The sequence below is a fragment of the Bacillus sp. SIMBA_154 genome (assembly GCF_046536015.1).
GTDB lineage: Bacteria > Bacillota > Bacilli > Bacillales > Bacillaceae > Bacillus > Bacillus pumilus_P.
In genome coordinates, this window is the sequence record NZ_JAWJBV010000012.1 from 19,573 (window position 1) to 42,163 (window position 22,591).

At 41.3% G+C, this 22,591-nt stretch carries 20 protein-coding genes and 2 pseudogenes; 3 read left to right on the forward strand and 19 right to left on the reverse strand.

Features of this window, described 5'->3' with window-relative positions; all coding sequences use genetic code 11:
• Positions 1 to 179: 179 nt before the first annotated feature.
• Positions 180 to 473 carry a spore coat protein gene (locus R0K30_RS15165; RefSeq protein ID WP_099727703.1) on the reverse strand — a complete coding sequence of 98 codons (294 nt, stop codon included), beginning with the start codon at positions 471 to 473 and terminating at the stop codon, positions 180 to 182.
• A 177-nt stretch (positions 474 to 650) separates the two neighbouring features.
• On the opposite strand from R0K30_RS15165, the gene R0K30_RS15170 reads away from it, so the two are divergent.
• Both R0K30_RS15170 and R0K30_RS15175 read left to right on the forward strand, forming a co-directional pair.
• Positions 651 to 965 (forward strand): hypothetical protein, encoded by a 315-nt coding sequence (locus tag R0K30_RS15170; protein WP_099727704.1) that lies wholly within the window; start codon positions 651 to 653, stop codon positions 963 to 965.
• 35 nt (positions 966 to 1,000) lie between these two features.
• Complete coding sequence (locus R0K30_RS15175) at positions 1,001 to 1,213, forward strand: hypothetical protein (RefSeq protein WP_410611515.1); 213 nt, start codon at positions 1,001 to 1,003, stop codon at positions 1,211 to 1,213.
• A gap of 36 nt (positions 1,214 to 1,249) precedes the next feature.
• Here the strand turns inward: R0K30_RS15175 and R0K30_RS15180 are convergent, their stop codons facing one another.
• The 4 genes from R0K30_RS15180 to R0K30_RS15195 form a co-directional block, all read right to left on the reverse strand.
• Positions 1,250 to 2,590 carry a sugar porter family MFS transporter gene (locus R0K30_RS15180; protein ID WP_099727706.1) on the reverse strand — a complete coding sequence of 447 codons (1,341 nt, stop codon included), beginning with the start codon at positions 2,588 to 2,590 and terminating at the stop codon, positions 1,250 to 1,252.
• An 84-nt stretch (positions 2,591 to 2,674) separates the two neighbouring features.
• Entirely contained in the window at positions 2,675 to 4,096 is a 1,422-nt protein-coding gene (gene araA / locus R0K30_RS15185; RefSeq protein ID WP_410611517.1) for an L-arabinose isomerase, read from the reverse strand.
• Between the two features lie 17 nt (positions 4,097 to 4,113).
• The gene (locus tag R0K30_RS15190) at positions 4,114 to 4,818 is read right to left on the reverse strand and encodes an L-ribulose-5-phosphate 4-epimerase (protein ID WP_099727708.1); all 705 of its coding nucleotides are present in this window, start codon (positions 4,816 to 4,818) and stop codon (positions 4,114 to 4,116) included.
• Positions 4,812 to 6,437 (reverse strand): xylulokinase, encoded by a 1,626-nt coding sequence (locus R0K30_RS15195; RefSeq protein WP_410611520.1) that lies wholly within the window; start codon positions 6,435 to 6,437, stop codon positions 4,812 to 4,814. Before R0K30_RS15195 ends, R0K30_RS15190 begins: the two co-directional genes overlap by 7 nt.
• A gap of 273 nt (positions 6,438 to 6,710) precedes the next feature.
• On the opposite strand from R0K30_RS15195, the gene R0K30_RS15200 reads away from it, so the two are divergent.
• On the forward strand, positions 6,711 to 7,811 hold the full coding sequence (locus tag R0K30_RS15200) for a GntR family transcriptional regulator (RefSeq protein WP_099727710.1): 1,101 nt from the start codon (positions 6,711 to 6,713) through the stop codon (positions 7,809 to 7,811).
• 34 nt (positions 7,812 to 7,845) lie between these two features.
• On the opposite strand, the gene R0K30_RS15205 is transcribed toward R0K30_RS15200, so the two are convergent.
• From R0K30_RS15205 to R0K30_RS15270, 14 genes and pseudogenes are all read right to left on the reverse strand, one after another.
• Positions 7,846 to 8,571 carry a DsbA family oxidoreductase gene (locus tag R0K30_RS15205; protein ID WP_249705033.1) on the reverse strand — a complete coding sequence of 242 codons (726 nt, stop codon included), beginning with the start codon at positions 8,569 to 8,571 and terminating at the stop codon, positions 7,846 to 7,848.
• 150 nt (positions 8,572 to 8,721) lie between these two features.
• Positions 8,722 to 9,279, reverse strand: coding sequence for a 6-phospho-3-hexuloisomerase (gene hxlB, locus R0K30_RS15210; RefSeq protein ID WP_249705032.1), 558 nt, complete (start codon positions 9,277 to 9,279; stop codon positions 8,722 to 8,724).
• Entirely contained in the window at positions 9,276 to 9,908 is a 633-nt protein-coding gene (gene hxlA, locus R0K30_RS15215; RefSeq protein WP_249705031.1) for a 3-hexulose-6-phosphate synthase, read from the reverse strand. The genes hxlB and hxlA overlap by 4 nt, the downstream gene beginning before the upstream one ends.
• A gap of 303 nt (positions 9,909 to 10,211) precedes the next feature.
• Entirely contained in the window at positions 10,212 to 10,568 is a 357-nt protein-coding gene (gene hxlR / locus R0K30_RS15220) for a transcriptional activator HxlR (protein ID WP_029708013.1), read from the reverse strand.
• Between the two features lie 75 nt (positions 10,569 to 10,643).
• Positions 10,644 to 11,513: an alpha/beta hydrolase gene (locus tag R0K30_RS15225; RefSeq protein WP_410611524.1), complete on the reverse strand. Its 870-nt coding sequence runs from the start codon at positions 11,511 to 11,513 to the stop codon at positions 10,644 to 10,646.
• Positions 11,514 to 11,566: 53 nt separating this feature from the next.
• A complete protein-coding gene (locus R0K30_RS15230) occupies positions 11,567 to 11,944 on the reverse strand; it encodes a hypothetical protein (protein ID WP_410611526.1) in 378 nt (125 codons plus the stop codon).
• Between the two features lie 1,440 nt (positions 11,945 to 13,384).
• On the reverse strand, positions 13,385 to 14,173 hold the full coding sequence (gene blaBPU / locus R0K30_RS15235) for a BPU family class D beta-lactamase (protein ID WP_367307814.1): 789 nt from the start codon (positions 14,171 to 14,173) through the stop codon (positions 13,385 to 13,387).
• Positions 14,174 to 14,291: 118 nt separating this feature from the next.
• Positions 14,292 to 15,461, reverse strand: coding sequence for an acyl-CoA dehydrogenase family protein (locus R0K30_RS15240; protein ID WP_410611528.1), 1,170 nt, complete (start codon positions 15,459 to 15,461; stop codon positions 14,292 to 14,294).
• 282 nt (positions 15,462 to 15,743) lie between these two features.
• The gene (locus tag R0K30_RS15245; RefSeq protein WP_099727804.1) at positions 15,744 to 16,574 is read right to left on the reverse strand and encodes a manganese catalase; all 831 of its coding nucleotides are present in this window, start codon (positions 16,572 to 16,574) and stop codon (positions 15,744 to 15,746) included.
• Positions 16,575 to 16,696: 122 nt separating this feature from the next.
• Positions 16,697 to 17,740 (reverse strand): 2,3-butanediol dehydrogenase, encoded by a 1,044-nt coding sequence (locus tag R0K30_RS15250; RefSeq protein ID WP_230030431.1) that lies wholly within the window; start codon positions 17,738 to 17,740, stop codon positions 16,697 to 16,699.
• Positions 17,741 to 17,810: 70 nt separating this feature from the next.
• The gene (locus R0K30_RS15255; protein ID WP_410611531.1) at positions 17,811 to 19,031 is read right to left on the reverse strand and encodes an MFS transporter; all 1,221 of its coding nucleotides are present in this window, start codon (positions 19,029 to 19,031) and stop codon (positions 17,811 to 17,813) included.
• A 373-nt stretch (positions 19,032 to 19,404) separates the two neighbouring features.
• The gene (locus R0K30_RS15260) at positions 19,405 to 20,154 is read right to left on the reverse strand and encodes a glucose 1-dehydrogenase (protein WP_410611533.1); all 750 of its coding nucleotides are present in this window, start codon (positions 20,152 to 20,154) and stop codon (positions 19,405 to 19,407) included.
• A 303-nt stretch (positions 20,155 to 20,457) separates the two neighbouring features.
• Positions 20,458 to 21,491 (reverse strand): annotated as a pseudogene (locus R0K30_RS15265) (iron-containing alcohol dehydrogenase).
• A pseudogene (locus R0K30_RS15270) lies at positions 21,491 to 22,471 on the reverse strand (alanine/glycine:cation symporter family protein); the annotation flags it as partial. The pseudogenes R0K30_RS15265 and R0K30_RS15270, both read right to left, overlap by 1 nt.
• Between the last annotated feature and the right edge of the window lie 120 nt (positions 22,472 to 22,591).

The window sequence follows — 22,591 nt, forward strand, 5'->3', positions numbered from 1 at the left end:
GTGCCGGTGCTCACGAATGTCAAATTCACTCCGCTCCGGTACTCGTCCTTCCTAGACTTCAAGGGCTTTCTATCACGCTGAAAAGAAGACAAAGGGCTAAAATGAAGATCATTTTAGCCCTTTGTCAACAATCTGAGGCATCCCATAAAAGGATGCCCCTATTCCTCCTCAACATCACATTACCACTTACAGCGTTTTACCGGACGGCAGCAAGGGTTCTTGATATCCCTGCCGCAATCGTATTCTTCCACAATATACTCGTTTTGAGTAGATTGCGTGACAGGATAGTAGTTTTCAATTCTCTTGATGTTTTTATTGACGTTTGTGATATGCGTTGGATGAATTTTTCTGATGGTTTGTTCATTCGTTGTCGTGTTGACAATTTGACGTGTGGGGAAAACAACCGTTTCATCTCCTCCTTGGTTTCCTCTGCGAGGCCCAAAGAAAAAATCATCTAATCTATTCCGGCTCATCTTAAAACCCCCTTCAAGTTGTCTTTCACTTACACTCTATCGTATGCAAGAGGCGTCTTTCGTGACTAGATGCTTGTCTATTTTTAAAAAATCCACCATCCATCTAGTTTTCTCTTTCTTTACAAAAGGGTAAATTTAACATATCATACAAATGATATCTGTAAAGAAAGGACATCGATGAAAACAAAACATAAGCTCTTTTTGTTCATTACATTACTCGTCATCATCACTCTTCCACTGCTGTCACCTATCATTTTTACAAATGCGACTGAAAAAGGAGCCATCCGGCAGGCTATTTATCAAGAAGGCTATCCTTATCAAAGCTACTTTGCCATTTTGCAAAAAAAGAATCATGTAGATCCTCAGGATGGCCAGCTTTATGATGTGTATTGGCATGCTTGGAAAAGTGAAACAGGGATGACGCCTTCCGTCTGCTATTCAAAAAAGGTAGAAGAAAAAGAATATGAGGTCAGCTGCGGAACTGCGCCATGACCTTTCCACTCATCATGAAATAAGAGGTGAACCATATGATCAATCCGACACAAACTATCGAACGTAACAAGCTAGACATTGCCCTTGAACTCACTCAATTGCATTTGAATCAATATGAAACGAATCATCCTGATCAGCTGAGTGAAATCTATGCGAAATATTATGCGCTGCTTGAAGTTCTGGATTTGTGTTCCTATGATCAATTAATTGATTTACTGCCAGATGATCTTAAAAATACGCTTGAGTAAGAAAACCATCTATCCACGTGGGATAGATGGTTTTCTTTATACACGTGCCGCCATATCGGTTTCGATTTGCTCTAAGCTTCTTCCTTTTGTTTCGACTAAAACAAAGCGGGTGAACAATAGTCCGATTAAGCAGATAACCCCAAATGAAGAGAAGATGACCCCAAAGCTGAATTGATCAGCCAAGATGGGGAAAACGAGTCCGACTGCTAACGACCCCGTCCAGTTAAAGGCAGATGAAATACCTGCTCCAATGCCCCTGACAGAGAGCGGAAAGATTTCGCCGATGATGATCCAAGTGATCGGCGCCCAAGAGAAGGCATAGCACAAAATAAAGCAGCAAAGTGAAATCAATGTGACCCAGTTTAAAATCCCTTCACTGACTCCGAGTGCACCTAATGCCGCTGGTGCAAAGAAGGAAAGTGCCATTCCTGTTCCCCCTACTGTGAGGATCGTTCGGCGGTCAAACCGATCGACAAATTGCAAAAAGATAACAGTTGTCACAACGAAAATGACACCAACGATGACTGTAAAACCCGCTGCGACCTGCGGAGCAAGACCGACATTTCTAGCGATACTCGTTGCATAATACACAATGGAGTTGGCCCCCTGTATTTGCTGAAGGGTGGCCATCCCAACCCCAATGAAGAGTGCCATTCGGAATTTCTTTTGGAACAATTGACGAATACCTGAGCGTTCTTCTTTTGCGACTTCTAAAATTTCCTGCATTTCTGCTTCGATTTCTTCACGGGAAGAGCGCAGTGACCCTAATACTTCCCGTGCTTTATGAGCCATTCCGTGTTTAATTAAATATCTCGGAGATTCAGGAAGTTTGAGCATGCCAATATAAAGCACGATAGCAAATAAAGCGGCACTTCCCAGCATCCAACGCCAGCTGTCTGGGATGGGCTCAAACACAAACGCGACAATATAGCTGAGCAATAGTCCGCTCACAATCATGAGCTGATTGAGCCCAGACAATTTCCCGCGGATTTTAGCAGGAGCGATTTCAGACATGTAAGCCGGCACCAAAGATGAGGCTGTTCCTACTGCTGTCCCTAAAAAGATACGAGCAATGGTTAATGAAATCTCTTCTGGTGCGATAGCTGATCCGATAGCTCCGACAAAAAAGATGATCGATGAGACCAAAATGAGCTTTCTGCGGCCGAACTTATCCCCCATAAGACCGCTTAAAATCGAACCAATGATTGCCCCGCCCATTAATGAAGAGACGACGATCCCAAGCCATAATGGACTGAGCTGAAATTCTTCCTGAATATGTCCTTCCGCCCCTGCAATAATGCCAATATCATATCCGAATAAGATTCCTGCAAAGGACCCGAAAAAGAAGATAAATTTACTTGACACTTTTTTCTCCAAGTGGATAACCCCCTCACTTAATAAACCGCTTTCATTTCACCCAATGATTCTACTGTAAACAGCAGAATCTATTTCACCCTTCATTTATAAAACCACATATTCTGCATTCACAAGCTTTGCAAAATGAACAATTTGATCAACCGTTAAATTGAGAGACACGACTGTATGATGACCGCCGCCTTGTTCGATCCATGCTTTGACTCCGTCCTGAAAGTTCGGCTTGATTTTCCAGAGCACACGGGCAACTGGTAAATGAGGTGCTGCTTCCTGCGGTTCAAAGGCCTCAACTTCTTGAATCAGCCATTTGAAATGCGTTCCAAAATCAGCGATGGAGACAACAACGCCCTCCCCTGCTTTTCCATCAAACACAAGACGCGCTGGATCTTCCCGATTTCCAATGGCAAGTGGAGACACGACAATGACGGGTTTCGTATTTGCAAGTGCTGGATCTACTTCTAACATATGAGATTGCAGCACCGCTTCCTGCCCAGAGGTCATTTCATACGTGTAGTCCTCCATAAAACCAGTTGCTTGATGATGACTCATCACCTTTAATAAACGGTCCAGTGCGGCAGTTTTCCAATCGCCTTCACCAGCAAAGCCATATCCCTTTGCCATCAGCCGCTGAACCGCAAGTCCAGGTAGCTGCTTCATGCCATGTAAATCCTCAAAGTTTGTCGTAAAGGCATTGTAGCCGCCTTCATCTAAGAAACGTTTGATGGCGATTTCATAGCGCGCTTGCACCTTTACACTTCTTTCCCATTCTTCAACCGAATAACTCCCATAATGAACGTCATATTGCGTCAAATAATCAGCAAATAGTGCATCCACTTCTGCTTCTTCCACTCTGTTTACATATTCGACGAGATCACCTATCCCAAAGTAATCAACAGTCCAGCCTAGTTGGATCTGAGCTTCAATTTTATCTCCTTCTGTCACAGCAACATGGCGCATATTGTCACCAAACCGAGCCACTTTGATGTGAAAGCTCTCTTGGTAGGCAGCAGCGACGTCCATCCAATCAGCGATTTGCTGCTTCACCTCTGGTTTAGACCAATGACCGGCGACAATTTGGTTCTGTTTATTTAAGCGTGCATTGATATAGCCATACTCTCTGTCTCCATGTGCAGATTGATGGAGATTCATATAGTCCATATCAATCGTGTCCCATGGAATCTTTTCATAATATTGAGTGACGAGATGCAGGAGAGGCTTTTGCAAAAGAGACGTACCGCGTATCCACATTTTTGCTGGAGAAAATGTGTGCATCCAAGTCATCACACCGATCACCTCATCACGATAGTTGATCTCTTTCATCAGCTGTGTGATTTGATCCGCGCTGACAGCCAGCTCCTGCAATATAATTGGATAAGGTAGTAAACCGCTCTCATTTAAGGCATCCGTTATCTTCTGTGCATCTGCCTTTACTTGCTGCAGTGCTTCATCTCCATATAAGTGCTGTGACCAGACGACAAACCAACATTCTTTTTTCTGACTTGTTAACATAGAAATCCCTCTTTTCTTTATCTTGAAGGTTTTTGTCCATAATACGCATGCGCACCATGTTTTCTTAAGTAGTGTTTATCCAAAATTCGCTGCGGAAGAGGCTCCGCATATTCGTTCAATTGCTTTGCAAACAGATTCATTTTGGCTACTTCGTCTAAAACCACACTGTTCGTTACCGCACTTTTTGCATCTTTCCCCCATGTAAATGGACCATGGCCTTGAAGCAAAACACCAGGTACCGCCATCACATCTATCTTTCTTTTCTCAAATGTTTCAATGATCAGCCGGCCCGTTTCCACCTCATATCCGCGATTTACTTCTTCTTCTGTGAGAAATCGAGCGCACGGAACAGGGCCGTAAAATGTATCCGCGTGAGTCGTGCCCATTGCTGGTAAATCGAGACCAGCTTGCGCCCATACGGTTGCCCACATGGAATGGCTATGTGAAATACCGCCAATTTCCTCATAGTGTTTGTAAAGAACAGCATGTGTGGCTGTATCTGAAGAAGGACTGAACTCCCCTTCCACTACTTGCCCGTCAAAGTCGACAACGACCATGTCTTCCGCTGATAGTTGGTCATACTCTATGCCGCTCGGCTTAATGACAAACAAACCGCTGTCACGATCGCACGCACTGACATTGCCCCATGTAAATTTCACAAGTCCGTATTTTGGCAGATCTAAATTCGCGTGAAACACTTCTTCTTTTAACCGCTCTAACATACCGTTGTCACTCCTTTCTTTGGCGTCAGATGTGCTACTGCGGCTTCTTCAATCGGGAGTCCCACTTGATAGCGCTTTAAAAATTCCTCAAAGCCTTTGACATCGAGTGGATCGGGCTCGACCAGCTCTTCTGTTGTGCTTGCAAACACTTGATGTGTTAGAAAATCAGCCAACGTTTGCTGCTGATAATTGACCATATATGAAGCAAGGACAGCCATCCCAAACGCACCGCCTTCTCCGGCTGTGGAAACGACTGATACAGGTGTATCAAGCGCAGCAGCAACCATTTTTTGACCAACGAGCGGTGTTTTAAATAAACCGCCATGTCCTAGTAAACGATCAATCACAACATGCTCATGTTCTTTTAAGCGGTCCATCCCTATTTTCATTGCACCAAATGCAGAGAAAAGGTGGGTACGCATGAAATTAGCGAGGTTAAAGCGGCTTTCAGCGGCCCTGACAAAAAGAGGCCTTCCTTCTGGCAATCTTGTAATATTTTCACCAGAATAATAGCCGTAGCTTAAGAGTCCGCCGCCATCACGGTCTGCTTCTAAGGCTTGCTGTAATAAGACTCCGTATAACCTTTCTGACTCCACTGGCTGGCCCATTGCTTCAAATGCTTCACGAAATATATTCATCCAAGCGTTTAGGTCACTTGTACAGTTATTCGCATGAACCATTGCTACTGGCAGTCCGTCTGGTGTCGTGACCATATCCACTTCTGGATACACACCTGTCAGATGCTGCTCTAACACAATCATGGCAAAAACAGAGGTCCCAACTGAAATATTTCCTGTTCGCCTTTCCACGCTGTTTGTCGCCACCATCCCCGTTCCCGCATCGCCTTCTGGCGGGCAAAATGGAATACCTGGCTGCAAATGTTTGCCTTGATCTAAAATAGCTGCTCCTGCTACCGTTAACATGCCAGCCTCCTCGCCTGCTAAATAAACACGTGGCAGAAGGTGACGTAGATTCCACGGATAGCCTTTTTCTGCGATCAAGTCTTCAAATTGATGGAGCATTACTTCATTGTAATCCTTCGTTTGTTCATCGATTGGAAACATGCCTGACGCATCCCCAATGCCAATGGCCTGCTTTCCTGTTAACAGCCAGTGAATGTAACCTGATAGGGTGGTCATATATTCTAAGCGGGAAAGATGTTTTTCCTCTTCTAATATGGCTTGATACAAATGGGCAATGCTCCATCTTTCTGGAATATGAAATTGGAAGACATCCGTCAGTTTTTGACTCGCCTCAATGGTTGTTGCATTCCGCCATGTGCGGAACGGAACGAGGACCTCTCCTGTATGATCACATGCCACATAGCCATGCATCATCGCTGATACTCCAATTGAGCCAATGGTTTGAATGGTCACGCCATACCTTTGCTCGACTTGCTCTTTCATCTCTCGGTACGCTACTTGAAGACCTGTAATGATATCGATTAAGTTGTACGTCCAAATTCCTTCCTGGAGAGAACTTTCCCATTCAAATGTCCCTTGGGCAATTGGCTGAAACGCTTCATCTATTAAAATGGCTTTAATTCGTGTTGAACCAAATTCAATCCCTAAAGATGTCCGTCCTTCTTTTAAGGCTTTGGTCGTCTCTTCATGATTCATTCTGCGTTCACCTCCATTGTTGATAGCGGTTTCAATTTTAATTTTCTAGATTCATTGATTCTCTGTGCACATTCACAATATAATATTTGTACGTACATATGTCAATATTAAATATAGTTGTACATACACAATATGACAAAAACCTGCACTTTTCTAAAGCTGAGACGACAGAAAGGGAAAGCGCCTGTTTTTGATTCGACAACCATGTTAAAATATGTCCATACAATTTCTTCTCAATCCGAGTAGATGATCAACTGAGAAAGAAGTGAAACGATGAAAAAGAAGTACCAGATCATTATCGATGATATAAAAAGCAAAATACTTACAGGGGATTACCGGATCGGGGAACGTATTCCAACTGAATCAAGCCTGCAGGAGATGTATCAAGTGAGCAGGCATACGGTTCGAAAGGCCATCTTAGAATTGTCGAGCGAAGGTTTTTTGCGAAGTGAGAAGGGTTCAGGCACATTTGTGACCAATCAATATCAAACAAAGCCTGCCGGACATGCTCATATGAAAACGATTGGGGTTATCACGACATACATATCCGATTACATTTTCCCTTCCATCATTCGAGGCATTGAAAGCCGATTAAACGAAGAGAACTATTCTTTGTTACTGGCGAGTACGAATAATGATGTAGAACAGGAGAAAAAAGCGCTAGAAATGATGCTGTCCTTTGGTGTGGACGGACTCATTGTCGAACCGACGAAAAGTAATTTATATAATCCGAACATCTCGTACTACCTATCTTTTAAAGAACAGGATGTACCGCTCATTATGATCAATGCCTATTATGAGCAGTTAGAGGTTCCTTTTCTCTGTTTGGATGATGTCAAGTCCAGCTATCTAGCCACAAAAGAGCTGATCACGTCTGGACATAAGCAAATCGGGCTGATTTCAAAGACAGATGATTTACAGGGGAAATACCGGATGAAAGGTTATATTCAGGCACTAGGTGAAGCCAAGCTGAATTTCCTGCCTGAGCATGTACTCTTTTTCGATACAGAATCGAAGCAGCATTTGGGGGATCATATCAAAACATTCTTAATCGCGCACCAGCATGAGCTGACCGCCCTCGTTTGCTATAACGATGAGGTTGGATTAGAAGTGGCTAATGTATGCAGCGAAATCGGGCTATCCATTCCTGGTGATCTCTCGATTATTGGACAGGATAATTCGTACATTGCCCAAAAAAATGCCCATGTGAAGCTGACAACACTGACACATCCTCAGGAGCAAATGGGCCGAGATGCAGCAGACTGGATGATTAAAAAAGTACAAGAAAAAAAGAATCTGCCTGATCAAACCTTTTATGAGCCTGAACTCGTTCCTGGTGAAACGATCAAACAAATGAAGGCAAGAAAAAAATGAGCCCTTTTCACAGAAGGCTCATTTTTTTATATGATTAAATCTCTTCTTTTGAAGATGGCACTGCACACACGCCATCTACACATGCGGCTTCAAAAGAGGTGTCGTCGGTCTTCTCAGCTTGAGCTGCTTCTTCTGTCCAAGCCGTTTCAAGTGCACGAAGGAAGGTATCGGCTGGCTGTGCACCTGCAACCGAATATTTGTCATTTATTAAGAAAAAAGGAACAGCAGAAATTCCGAGCTGTCTCGCTTCTTTTTCGTCTTTTCGTACATCATCAGCAAACGTTTGCTCATCTAAGACTTTCTGGACTTCTTTTTGATCAAGACCTGCTTTTTCTGCTATATCTAAAAGGGTTTTACGATCACCCACATGCTTTCCATCTGTAAAATACGCTTGAAACAGCTCTCCCATCACGAGATCGCCTTTTCCCATTTGACCAGCATATTGCGCCAATCGATGGGCATCAAATGTGTTTGTTAAAACGAGCGGATCAAATTGAAAATCGATTCCTTTCTCCTTGCCGGCTTGCTTCACCTGCTCATTCATCGCCATTGCCTGGCTGCGGCTCATTCCATATTTTTTGACGAGCATATCATGTACATCATAATCGACTTCAACAGGTGCATGTGGATCGAGCTCAAAACTTTTAAACTCTACTTCTATCTGTTCCTTCTGCGGAAATTGCTCAAGCGCTGTTTCTAGCTGTTTTTTTCCTATATAACAAAAAGGACAGGCGATATCTGACCATATTTGTACTTTCATCTTCATCTTCCTTCCACTGCTTACGTTTTTTCTTTAAAGATGTAACTATTATAGTTACATTAAATCACTTATGTCAAGCCACATTCATTTTGTTCTACATTTATTAGAAAAAAGCCCTTCCTTCTAATAGAGGAAAGGCTTTAAAAGTCACTATTCTAAATTTGCATGGTGTCCGTACATTGTATGTGTGTCGAGCTCTTTCATTTCCATTAACCGCAAAATGACCGCATCGTACATCAGAAGCAACGATTGCTCAAATAGCGAGCCCATCGGCTGAATGGTATGATGGCTTCCTTCATGTTGATCCTTCGGCGCACCTGAGAGTAAGATGACTTCATCGGATAGATCAGCCATCGGTGATTCAGCTGAAAGCGTGAAAGACGCAACTCTTCCGCCAATTGCCCTTGCCTTTTTTGTGAGCACAAGCAATGTCTCTGTTCGACCAGAGCCGCTCCCCACAATCAAGAGATCCTCTTCTGTAAAGGAAGGCGTATTCGTTTCGCCGATGACATAGGCACGGATGCCAATATGAGTGAGTCTCATGGCAAACGATTTCCCCATCAAACCGGATCTGCCTGCCCCTGCCACAAAGACCTTTCGTGCAGCTAAAATGCTTGTGACAAGCCGCTCTGCTTGTTCGTCTTGAATGGCTGACGAGTGCTCAGAAAGCTCATTCAAAATGGATTTCACATAGTCACTTGTGTTCATGATTGTGCGATCAGCTGCTTCATTTTTGCGGCCACTTCTGCTTTATTGGCCTGGCTTGCAATACCGCCGCCGACAATGATCAAATCAGGGTTTAATTTCACGACTTCAGGTAAAGTATCAAGCTTAATACCGCCTGCAATCGCTGTTTTCGCCTGTTTGACGACTTGTTTAATGGTCATGAGGTCAGCAAAGGAGTTTTGACCAACCGCTTGCAGGTCATAGCCTGTGTGCACACAAATATAATCTACTCCAAGCTCATCCAGCTCTTTTGCACGGCCTGCGATATCTTTAATGCCAATCATATCGACTAAAATTTCTTTGCCTCTTGCTTTCGCTTCTTTCACCGCTCCTTGAATGGACATATCTTCTGCCGCTGCAAGAATGGTGACGATATCCGCTCCAGCTTCGGATGCCTGCTGCACTTCATAACCGGCAGCATCCATGATTTTCAGGTCAGCGAGTACACGTAAATTCGGAAACGCCTGTTTGACTTCTTTTACAGCACGAAGCCCTTCGTTGATCACAACAGGTGTCCCAATTTCGACCACATCAATAGATCCTTCTACTTCTTTGATCAGCTCAATCGCTTCCGGTATATTCACTAAATCTAATGCTAATTGTAATTTCATCAACTTTCACTCCCGTTTTTTCATCTCATCTTCAAGAGCTCCGCGGATGGTGCTTCTTGAACGATGAAATGAGTATAACAACAGGATTGAAGCAATCCAAGTACGCACTTTTTTTTTACATACTATACTTTTTTGCATATGGTTACAAAAAAGATACTGTCTTTCGGCCAGTATCTCAGCTGTCACATTCGCTCCGCTCCAGTACTCGTCCTTCCTAGACTGCAAAGGTTTTCTATCACGCTGAAAAGAAGACAAAGGGCTAAAATAAAGTTCATTTTAGCCCTTTGTCTATCGTAGGTATTTCTATTTATCATCCTTTAAAAAATTGCTGTCGAGATATTGTTTTCCCCAATCATACATCGCCTCTAAAATCGGCATTAAGCTTTCTCCTAGTTCTGTGAGAGAATACTCAACCTTTGGAGGAACGACAGGATAAACCTCCCGATGCACAATGTGATCTTCCTCTAATTCTCTTAGCTGATTGACAAGCATTCTTTGCGTAATCCCAGGCATTAACGACTTTAGCTCACCAAATCGTTTTGTCCCTTCTCTGCCAAGGTGCCATAAAATCAGCATTTTCCACTTACCGCCGATAATATTCAGCGTCAGCTCTTTTTCGCAATTGAACACTTTATTTTCCATACGTGATGACAACAACATACACTCCTTTGATTACAAACCATTTACGCATTATCATATACTGCGGCAAAAGGATTGCCTAGCATACGGTCTTCGTTATTGATTTTGTTTTTTGACAAAAGCCATTACAGTTCTTGTCATATCTTGCGCTTCTTTTGTCGCCCTGTCTGATCCAAACCATTTATTCAAGTCACTGTGGCTCAGCGAATGAACCCGAAAAACAAACCGAGATCCTTTATCATGATTCAGCTTTTCAGCAAATCGGTACACCTCTGGATTTTCCCAGCCTGTGACCAAAAAAACAGGCGGTACATTCGCTTGATTCATATAAGTGACAGGTGATGCCTTTGTCCAGTTCTTCTCTTGTTTGCCAAAGACTTTTTTGTACGAGGGGATGGCTTGTATAAATTGATTGATGTTTAACGGCCCGTCTAGAACCACAATGGAATTGATCGTTGTTGGCGATAGCCCCACACGTTTTAAGTAAGTCGAATCTGTGGCCACCAGTGCCGTCAAATGACCGCCCGCTGAGTGACCCATGACATTAATTTTTGATGAATCGATTTGATATTCATCCGCATGATCCTTGACCCATTTAATAGCGTTTGCCGTATCATCTGCCATCTGCTCATAGTTGGCATCTGGATGAAGGCGATAATTCATCGAAACAAACACATATCCCTGATCAGTAAAATAATCCGCTTTAGAAGCAACTCTGTTTTTATCACCGCCTGTCCATCCTCCACCATGAAGATAGATCATCACTGGGTGCTTTTCCTCTTTGTCTTTGTTTTTGCCCTTTGGCAAGTACATGTCGAGGGTCTGCTGTTTGTTTTGTGTGTCTGCATAATGGATATTCGTTGTCGGCTTAGGCTGGTTGATACGGAACACAAAGAATGCACAAACCAATAAGCCCGCGATGACAGCCGCACATAAGAGCCATTTTGTGATTCGTTTCAATGTCATTGCACCTTTCTGTGTTGGGATGGAGAAGCATGATTAGCACATATGTAGATAGACTAGCCCGATTCATTTGATACGACTTGTATGACTTGAACCGTTTCACAATAAAAAGAAAAATATTGTTCTTCATAGTCTTCGACGAAGTAATTCAAATTGTCCCAGCCTCTATCCAAAAGCTGAATGTCCAAAAAAAGATAGGAATCGTTTGTTAACTCCAAATCTTTGATTTGAACAGAAGAGACATTGGTGAATTTCAGATGAATGTCTGCTTGCCAGTTCGCAGATTCATATGGGATGTGCAGAACAATACAGTTGATCAAGTCGTAATGTTCATTATACTCTTTAAAGTAGTCAAATTCATTGATTTGCTTTAGAAGACTGATATCGAAATCGGGGATTTGTTTCTGGATTTTCTCATCTAAAAACCATGTCATCGTTTGTCCTCCAAGAGATTATTGTCTAAGTGCAGTGATTCGTTTTCTTGTTTTCTTCATGGTATTGAACATAGGAATGCAATAAAGGATATGACTCAAGGATATGTTGATAGGTTTTGATTTGAGGATATTACTCTTCAAATGACTTACGCAGCACGTTTAACTGTTTTTTCGGTATTCGTTTGTTCTCTATGACATAACTGAAACTACCAGGCACAAGTGTGAAAAATTGATACAGATCACCGGAGGAGATGCCCGTTTCCTCTTCGTAAGATATGAGATCTCATCTAGATTGGAAATTTAACACAAGTATTGATAAAGATGTTTAAATTATCAATCATGACTTATTTTTTCTATTTATGAATTATAAAAGAATATTTAATATGAAAGATCATATTAAATATTCTTTAAGTGGACTAGACATTATTACTTAGAATCTTTTACAAGTCATCTCTCTATATACACAAACAAAAAATTCAACACATATAAGCTTATGCCTAGTTAGCAACATCTTTATAACTAGATATAAATTTATCAAGCTGATTCTTTAAATCTCTTATTTTGTATTGATCTAAGTTTAATTCAAAATGAAGTATTTCTTCAAAATCAATTTCGTTATATTCCAGTTTAATTAAAGTTTGTTTAGGACTTGTTTCAATTATCACTTTAAGTTTTCCGTCTAATGAACTTGATACATTTTTCTTTTTAACGCATAAAAGACTTTTATGCCAATTGATGAAGAAACCAAGATTTAATTCAATTTCTTCAATGCAAATATAAATATTTTGTTTAGATAATAATAATTGAATTGACTTACAAAATAATAACCTCTATCAAATTCATCTGACTGTTTGACTTTCAATGTCTTAAATTCTATTTCCTCATCATTATTTATAAAACTAAAACGCTTCATACAATCCCCCTAAAATACAGAGATAAATTCTACTATGTCATTATGCAATGATTTCAGTAGAAAACCATCTATTTTCTGCTCAAGATAAATAGTGCATTGCGGATTTTGAGAATCTTTACTGATAATTACAGAAAAAGTATAATCATCTATTTTTTCTATAATGAGTTCAACTTGTTTTGTCAAATCTCTCAAACAGCACTCGTTTAATTGACAGTTAAGTATACTTTTTAGATCAATTATAAATTCATTTAATAACTTCTTATTGAAATTAAGTTTGTAAAGAAGAATTTTTTAATTTAAGGATGAGTAATCAAATCGACATGTAAATATCTCATTTTCTCCCTCAATATATTCATCTAATTCAAGTGAAATCTGGCAAATAGTATTGTTTAAAGCAAAAACTTTCATGTGTATGCTCCTTATTAAGTTAACGGATATCTAACGTTTCTTTTTCTTCTTAACATCTTCATACGTTAAAAATAAAAAAGATTGTAGAAAAACATGAGTTTCTCTACAATCTGAGCACCCTAAACGGATGCTTCCATCAAATGATATTTTTTCAATATACGATAGGTCATGTCTTTCGCTTCTGTTCCTGTACCTTCTATATTTGTGGCGAAGATGTAGGTTTTGTTTTTATGCTTGATGAATCCTACATACCAGCCGATGCCTGAGCCTGAACCAGTTTTTCCATATAGGGTGGCGTGTTTCTCTTCTTCTTGAATCATCATTCGTTTGACGGTTCTCATGACGTTTAGGTCAAATGGGAGTCTCTCTTCATATAGCTGTTTTAGGAAACGGACTTGTTCTATTGGAGAAATACGTAAAGTACTACTTAACCAAAATTGATCGATTCCACCAGATAAGTCTTCATTCCCATAATGGATCGTCTTGATCCACTTATTCATTTGCTCCATCCCGATGTCACGCGCCATGGCTTGATAGTACCAGACGACTGAATATCTCATTCCAGAACCGAGGGTATGATCTCGATTCCATTGATCAATCTCTCTTTTCACTCCATCCCAATATTTGATGTCGTATTCATCTCTCACTGCGCCTGTTTGAAGTCCGATTAAGGCATTTGCCACCTTAAATGTCGATTGAGGCGCAAAGCGCTCTTTCGCTCTTTTTTTGTTATACACCCAGGGCGACTTTTCTTTTACTTCTTGAATCACAAATGTTCCTTCTCGGTCTTTCATCATGTCATCTACTGACCATTGTGGAGATGTTCCCTCACTTGAAGAAGGCTGGCTGATACATAGCGCCACAAGCATCACACCGGAAAATAACCATTTCATGTGCCTTTTCTTCAACACACTCGCCCCTTTTCTCATGATTTGAATCGATTGTAGCATGGTGAGCCACGATAAATAAGAGCCGCTCGTCCTCTTTTTTTCAACAAAAAAAGCCGCTTTCAACCGGCTTTCCGTTTTAATGCACGTTAGCTTTTTTCTCTTCAATGGCCTGCTTCGCGATTTTGGAAATCGTCATATCGTCCATTGGCGGGTTATGAAGTCCAGCACGAATGTCTCGATAGTAACGCTGAAGCGGGCAACCAAGGCTTAAGCTTTTTGCGCCGACTAACCGCATGGCTTTATCGACAATTTGCAGACTATGATTGACGACTATATGCTTCACAGCGCCGAACTCATTGGATAAAAGCTCTCTTTTCTCAGGCTGCTCATACAATTTAGTCGTTGAATAAATGACGTGACGCGCTTGTTTTAACAGTAAATCGATTTCGCCAATGAGAGTTTGAACATTTGGCAGATCACTAATGGTTCCGCTGATGCTGTTCGGTGAATGTGTGATGGCATACTGAACAGCATAGTCTCTTGCCGCTTGCGCAAGCCCTAAATAGCAGGAAGGGATATGAGCGATCCAAGGATTTAACGTACCGCCTCGAGGCCCCTTTTGTAATTCAACGAGCATGTCATCTGAGACTTCAACCTGATCCAAAATCAAATCATGGCTTTCTGTTCCTCTCATGCCAACAACATCCCACGTTTCTTCTATAGAAACACCTTTTGTATCACGATGAATTAAAAAGAAGCCGAGCGCTTCTTTTTCTTCGATCCACACACCAACTAAAAAGTATGTGAGCGCTGGTGACATCGTTGTGAAAATTTTGCGTCCATTGATCACCCATTGATCACCTGATTTAGTTGCTGTTGTCCCGGGTTTGCCCCCTCTTGTTGGACTGCCTGTCTGCGTCTCACTCACAGCCCGGTTGACAAGGGCACCCTTCTTCACTTCTTCAGCAAAAAATTGCAGCTGCTTTTCACTCCATTGTTTCTTTTCATAAATTTCGCCTACAACCCCTTGGTGCCAGCCGATCGATAAGGCAGTCGCTCCATCCATGCTGCCGAGCGTCTCTTGAAATAGAACCATATCCGTCACAGATTGACCTCCGCCTCCATATTCAACAGGCAGAGACAAGGCCGTATACCCCATTTCCACTAAGGCTTCGATATTCTTTTTGGGGAAATGAGCACCTTCATCGTGTTCTTTTGCAGTTTGTTCTATCGATTGACGAAGTGATTCCAATTGATTGAGCCATGTTTTTTGAAAGTCTGTATCAACAAATAATGCTTTAGACAAAACATTCCATCTCCTCTGTTTCTCTCTATCTATGACATGCTTATTTTTACATCAATAAAACACACTTTACTTATAGGATTTAATGCGTTAAATTTTATCAATAGTCAGTACATATGTCAAAAGAACGTGCTCCTTCTATCATCGCAGCTACTAACCCTTCAAAGATGGCAGACGCATACTCGCTTTTGCTATCTTAGAAAAAACGATTGAGCGTGCGGAAGATCTCTTTGACGATAAAAAAGTCGAACAGGCACGAGCACCTGATCGACTTTTCTCATTCATTTACTCACTTTTTTTCGGTGTGTTAAACAGTTCCTTTGGTGCCGGTTTCAGTTTTGGTGCAGAGCCGAACACGACAGGTGCAGAAATATATCTGAACTCTCCCTTTCCATCCATGCTTCGGCCATGTGCCCATCTGCCTTCCTTGCTTTCTTCCCCTCTTGAGAAGTTAAACAGATCATAGGATACTTGCTGTTTTTCTAGTGAGCGCGGGAAGGTCGTTGGTACAACAACATCGCCTTCTCTTTCCTCTAATTCTTTAATTGCCGCAATCCACATATTTTGATGATATGTATCACGAGCAATGAGAAAGGAGAGCATATCCTTAACCCCGCGGTCATCGGTCATTTCATATAGCCTTGTAACCTGAAGTCTCCCTTGTGACTCTGCATTCAAATTCGCCCGGAAATCAGCCATTAAATTTCCGCTTGCAATGATATATTTTGCATTCCACGGATATCCTTGACTATCCGCTGCCATTGCTCCTAAGCCTGCAACAATTGCATGTTGAGGGTTCATTCCCCCCATGACAGCTGCAAGTGCTGGATCACTTTGATACGCCTGTTCTTGTTCTTTGACCGGTGCTTTATCAAGTAATCGTGCAATCATCGTCGCCAGCATCTCGACATGACCAATTTCCTCTGTTCCAATGTCAAACAATAAGTCTCTATATTTTTGATCGGCTCGGCAATTAAAGCCTTGAAATAAATATTGCATCATCACGCTGATCTCTCCATATTGACCGCCTAATACCTCTTGCAATTTTTTCGCATAAAGTGGATCAGGCTTAGAGGGCTTTGCTTCATATTGCAGTTCTTTGATGTGATAAAACATGATGTCATCTCCCTTATTTATAAACATCTCTTCAATTATCACTATTCAAATGTACCCCTCTTTATGAAAACGGACAGATCATATAAAAAAAGGGAATAGCTTATGCCATTCCCTTCGGTGTCTTATGATTCAGCACTGACTAAAATTTTCACTTGATCTTTTTCATTGATTAATGCATGGAAGCCATCCTCGATCACATCGTCCAGCTTGATTTTTTTCGTGACGAGTGTATCTGCGGAGAAATAGCCTTTTCTCATTAAGTTTAATACAGATGGGAATACGTCTCTGTAGCCGATAATTCCTTTGACTGTACGTTCTTTAATGACAATGTCATTCGGCAGAATCTCTGCGCCTTTTTCCCAAATGCTTACAATGACAGTTTCACCTGAAATTCTAGTTGATTGGATTGCTTGCTTCAATACAACAGGTACACCTGTCACTTCAAAAGAAACATCGACCCCGCCGTTTGTACGGCGTGCGATTTCTTGTACAACATCTTCATACTGAGAAGGATCAACAATGATCGCTCCAAGCTCTTTTGCTTTTTCTTGGCGTTCTTTTGATAATTCAACTGCGTAAATATCTGTAGCGCCAGCTGCTTTTAAAGCTTCAATGACAAGTAAGCCAATCGGTCCGCAGCCAAACACAGCCGCTGTATCTCCAGCTTGTACTTTACTAGAACGAACAGCATATAAAGCAACTGCAGAAGGCTCTACAAGAGCGCCTTGCTCATATGATATTTCGTCTGGTAATAAATGAAGTAATTCTTCATCGACTGATACATATTCAGAGAATCCACCGCCGCCTCCGGCAAGTCCTAAAAAGCCCATGTTTTCATCTAAGTTATAAGCACCTTGATGCCCGTGAGTCGCGAAAATAGGTTCTACAACCACTCGATCGCCTACTTTGTAATGGCTCACACCTTCTCCTACCTCAACAACCTCACCAGAAAATTCATGTCCCAGTGTAACGGGTGCCTTTTCTTTTGTCAGTGGATGAGGCTCATTCACTGGAATGAAGATAGGTCCTCCTAGATATTCATGTAAATCACTACCACAAATGCCGCACCATTTTACTTTTATTTTCACTTTTCCTGGAGCAACTGTTGGTTCGTCAATTTCCTCTAGTCGAATGTCCTTTTGATCGTGCCAGCGTAGTGCTTTCATTTGTAAGTCTCCTTTTTTCATCAATTTAATTAACTTACTTAAATAATGATAACATAATTTTTTTAATTTTCTAAGTACGACGCACTATTTTGTTGACAGTCAATGGACGAAAAATGACAAAACATAGAAATAGACAAACTAGAAGCATACACATACTCCCTAATATGACGGACGTTCGTATAGATAGAACATGTGCTAAAACGCCAAAGATGCCTGTCATGCCAATCGTCAGAACGGCTTCGCACAATGCATAAAAGCTTGCAACTCTCCCCATGACCTCTACCGGGATAATCGTTTGATAGAACGTCATAAAACCTGTATTGGCAAACGCTAAAAAGAATGCGAGAACAAAAAAACCAATAGCCGCTGCGGTCAATGTGCTAGAAAAAGCATAGATGAGATAGCCAAAAGTGACAAACAGACTGCCGATCGCTAGCATGATGAAAACAGGCAGCCTCTCGACAATAGCCGAATTGAGACTTGCGCCTGCAATAATTCCCGCTCCAGCCATACTGACAAGAAGTCCATATTCTGTATCAGTCAGCATCAGCACTTCTTTGGCAAAAGCTGCTTCAAGTGAGTCAATAGCAGTAGGCAGTACCGTCATGGCAGCACTAAATAACAAATACACAACCATCACATGGCGTGACGTCAGACTAAATCGAAGAACAAGCCTCGCATCCTCTTTTAACATTGAAAGGGATAAGCCCTTTTGCTCAGCATCTTGTTTTAGCAAATTTGGTAAATACATCGTCAAAAAAGCAGAGATCAAAAGGCAAATCGCATTTACATAAATTGAAAAAACAGGTGTACCGATTAGAAAAAGCAGACCTGCGACTGCGGGTCCAAGTAAAAATCCACCCGATTGTAGTAAAGACCTTATGGCATTAAACCGTTTGCGGTGACCCGCCGGAACCAGCCCTGTCATATACACCATCGACGCTGGATGAAATATTGCTTGTGCCATATGAATGAGAAACACCATGACATACAGGATGAGCAGATGCCCTGAAAATAAGGCAAAGGGTATACATGCAATCAGAATCGCGCGGGTTATATCTAAACTGATCATCACATTTCGCTGATTCAGCCTATCGATCAAACTGCCAGACCAACTATTTGTCAAAAGAGCAGCGGCTGGTCTTAGCATATAGACAGCTGTTATAGCAAGCACAGAGCCTGTTTCTTGAAAAATGAGCAGATGGAGGGCAATCATATAAATCCATTCTCCTATGTTCGCAATGCCGATGGCTCCAAGTAAAATACTCATATCCCGCCAATGTTTTTTCATCATTGTCCCCCCAATTTGTCATCAAAAAAATCCCGTCCCCAAGACATTTCTGTCTTGAGGACGGGATTTACTCCGCGTTGCCACCTCAGTTCATTCATCTGTTGCCAGATGAACCTTAGCAGGTCACATGAACCCTTCTCTGTAACGTGAGAATATCGCTACACCACCATCCGAAGGAATCCGGTGCAGAGCTAAGAGGCTTGGTTCCATAACGCTCCCCAGCTCCTTCTCAGCTCAACGGAGTTCTCTGTGTGAGGCAGCGATTATGTACTCTTCTCTATTTGCGCTTTGTTTTCTTTTTTTACACGATCTTCAGCTGAATTGTTACATATTATACTGCGGCTGAACCAAAGCGTCAATGTTTTTTTCATATTTAATCAGCATATATCATCTTTCTTGTCATGCCGCCATCAACGACTAAATCTGTGCCCGTCACAAATTGATTGTCCTCATCGGTTAAATAAAAGCAAGCCTTCACAATATCCTTTGGCGTGCCGACTCGATTGGAAAGATGCTGCTGGTGATCGATCTCTCGAAGATTCTCCTCATCCTTCGTTTCAATCCATCCAGGGGAAATGCTATTCACCGTTATGTGATCCTGACTAAAGGAAGCAGCCAGGGCATGAGTAAGCGCTGATATCCCGCCTTTTGATGCCGCATACGCTTCTGCATCAGGTTCTGACATTGTCGCGCGAGTGGATGAAATGTTCACAATCGAACCGCCTTTTTGATTCTCTTTTATATAACATGCCGCCTCTCTTGCACATAAAAAAGCACCTCTTAGATTCGTATGTAACACATGATCAAACTCATCGACCGTTAATTCATAAGGGGATTTTGTACACATGACACCAGCATTATTGATCAGAATATCTATCGTTTTGTAACGCTCCACGGCAAACGACATTAAACTTTGAATATCCTTCTCTTGTTTTACATCCGTTTTTTTAAAATAGGCTTCATAGGACCCCTTTCTTAGCTGCTCTTCCAAATACTTGCCTTTCTCTTCATCGATATCCGCAAGCACCACACGTGCTCCTTCTTTCGCATAACCGTATGCGATTGCTTCACCAATTCCATTTGCTGCGCCGGTGATGATGACTGTTTTATGCTGAAAGTTCATCGTTTATCAAACCCTTTCTACATGAGATGTTGTCGTCTATCATACCACTTTGATGAGATAACATGTATAGACTATACCTAGTCAAATGGGACATACAAGAACACCCTCCTAATGAACACTTAGGAGGGTGGATTATTTGTGTCTCATTCTGCCGTGTCAGACTAGCCCCATAAATCATGTCGAACTTCTACATCACTATTGTCGTTTGCTTTTTATATAAAGTCTTTAAAAGACTCGTGTTTGTATTCTCTATTAGTAGAACTGATGTGTCATTCTATTATTCTCTTTTTCTATATCGTTATTTTAAAAAGCAGTCTTTAAAATTTCTAAGTAGTCAGCTTTCGTAACAGGACGAACATTGCTTGGTGTAGAGTTGTTTTGTTCTGCTAATTCAGCCATTTTGTCAAAATCCTCTTCTTTTACATAAGATAATTCTTTTAGTGTTGGAATGCCTAAATTCTTTGTAAATGTATAGATCCCATCAATCAATTTTTGAATCGCCACATCATCTGAATCCGTTTTATCTGCAAAGCCCATCAACAATGTATGGCTGCTACATCGGCTGAACCGAAACATAAGCCAGCAAGTAAACTACCTTCCTGCATTTTATATCTTGCTTCTAAATCAGCTCCGTTTTCATATGCCTTCGGTAAGTATTTCACAATTGTTTCCATTGCACTTGCACCCATTGCTTTCGAAATAGGGTTTGTTACTTTACATGTATAGCCTTCAATAGCATGCACCAATGCATCAACGCCTGTTGCGGCTGTTATGCTTTTTGGCACTGTCGCTGTAAGAGCAGGGTCTAAAATCGCAATGGTTGGTCGAAGCAAGGTATGTTTTAATGTGATTTTTTTATGTGAAGCAGCTAATGTAATGACAGATGAACGCGTCACCTCAGAGCCAGTGCCAGCCGTTGTTGGAATACAAATTAATGGCGCTATATTTGTATACGCCTTCTTTCCTGCTATATAATCTTCAGGATTGCCGCCATTTGGACCTAATAACGTAATGGCTTTTGCTGTATCCATTGGACTTCCTCCACCAATAGCAATAACCGCTGATACTTGTTCTTTTCTAAAGAGCTCTGCACCAGTTAGACATTCAGTATCTCTAGGGTTTGGAGATACTTGGTCAAATACGATAACGGAATAACCAGCTTCTTGTAAATGCGTTTCAATAGGCGTAACTAATCCTGCGTTTTTCACACCAGAGTCAGTCACAATCATAACTGTTGCACTAGGCACTACAATGTCCCCTAGTATAGATGCAATTTCTTTTGATTTGCCAGCCCCCATCATCATTTTTGTATTACAAACATATTCAAAATTCATCATTATTTTTCTACTCCTTCATTTGTATTTGTTGAGTTAGTAGCTTGTTTTTCTGCTCCCCACCATTCTATTTCTATTAAACCTGGTATGGTAGAGGCATAAAAAATAGGATTTTTACCTAACATTCTTTGTCCAATGTAATCATCTAAAGCTGCAAAAGCAAATTTGCCTAGAATCGCAATCGCAATCAAGTTTACAATAGCCATAATGGCCATCGACAAGTCGGCTAAAGTCCACACAACTTGTAAGTTGGCTACAGCACCAAACATCATCATGATTAATACAGTCATTCGATACACTAATAAAGCTGCTGCACTGTTATGAATAAAACCGATATTGGCTTCACCATAATAGTAGCCACCTACAATAGAGCTAAATGCAAAAGTAAATATGGCAAAAGCTAAGAAAATACTAGCCCAAGAGCCGAAATGCTGCGCCATCGCAGCTTGTGTAATTTCGATACCAGATAATTCACCTGTTGTTTCTACTGTCGATAGCATAATAATAAATGCCGTACAGCTACAAACAACTAATGTATCAAAAAACACTCCTAATAATTGAACAAATCTTTGTTTTACTGGGTGCGAAACATTGGCGGCAGCAGCGGCATTTGGGGCACTTCCCATTCCTGCTTCATTGGAAAATAACCCACGTTTTACACCGTTCATAATCGCAGCACCGATGCCTCCTCCAACGATTTGCTCTAATCCAAACGCACCTTTTATAATACTTGCTAATGCTGCGGGTACATCAGCGATATTTGTGACAATCACATAAAGTGCTAAGGCAATATAAAACGCTGACATAACTGGGACAATGACTTGTGTAAAGTTAGCAATTCTCTTTACACCACCAAAAATAATGAAAGCAGTAAGAATTGTTACAAATACCCCCATGCCAATCGGACTGATACCAAATGAATAATGAAAGGCATTTGTAATTGTATTCGTTTGCACAGCATTAAAAATTAAACAACTGCTGAGGGTGTTGATCGAATATTTTGATTTGATTTCCTTGAACCACACTTTCCTTTATCGGGTCATATTCATGTATGTATTGACGCACTCGATCTATTTCGTTTTGTCCATGTTCACATTTGATGG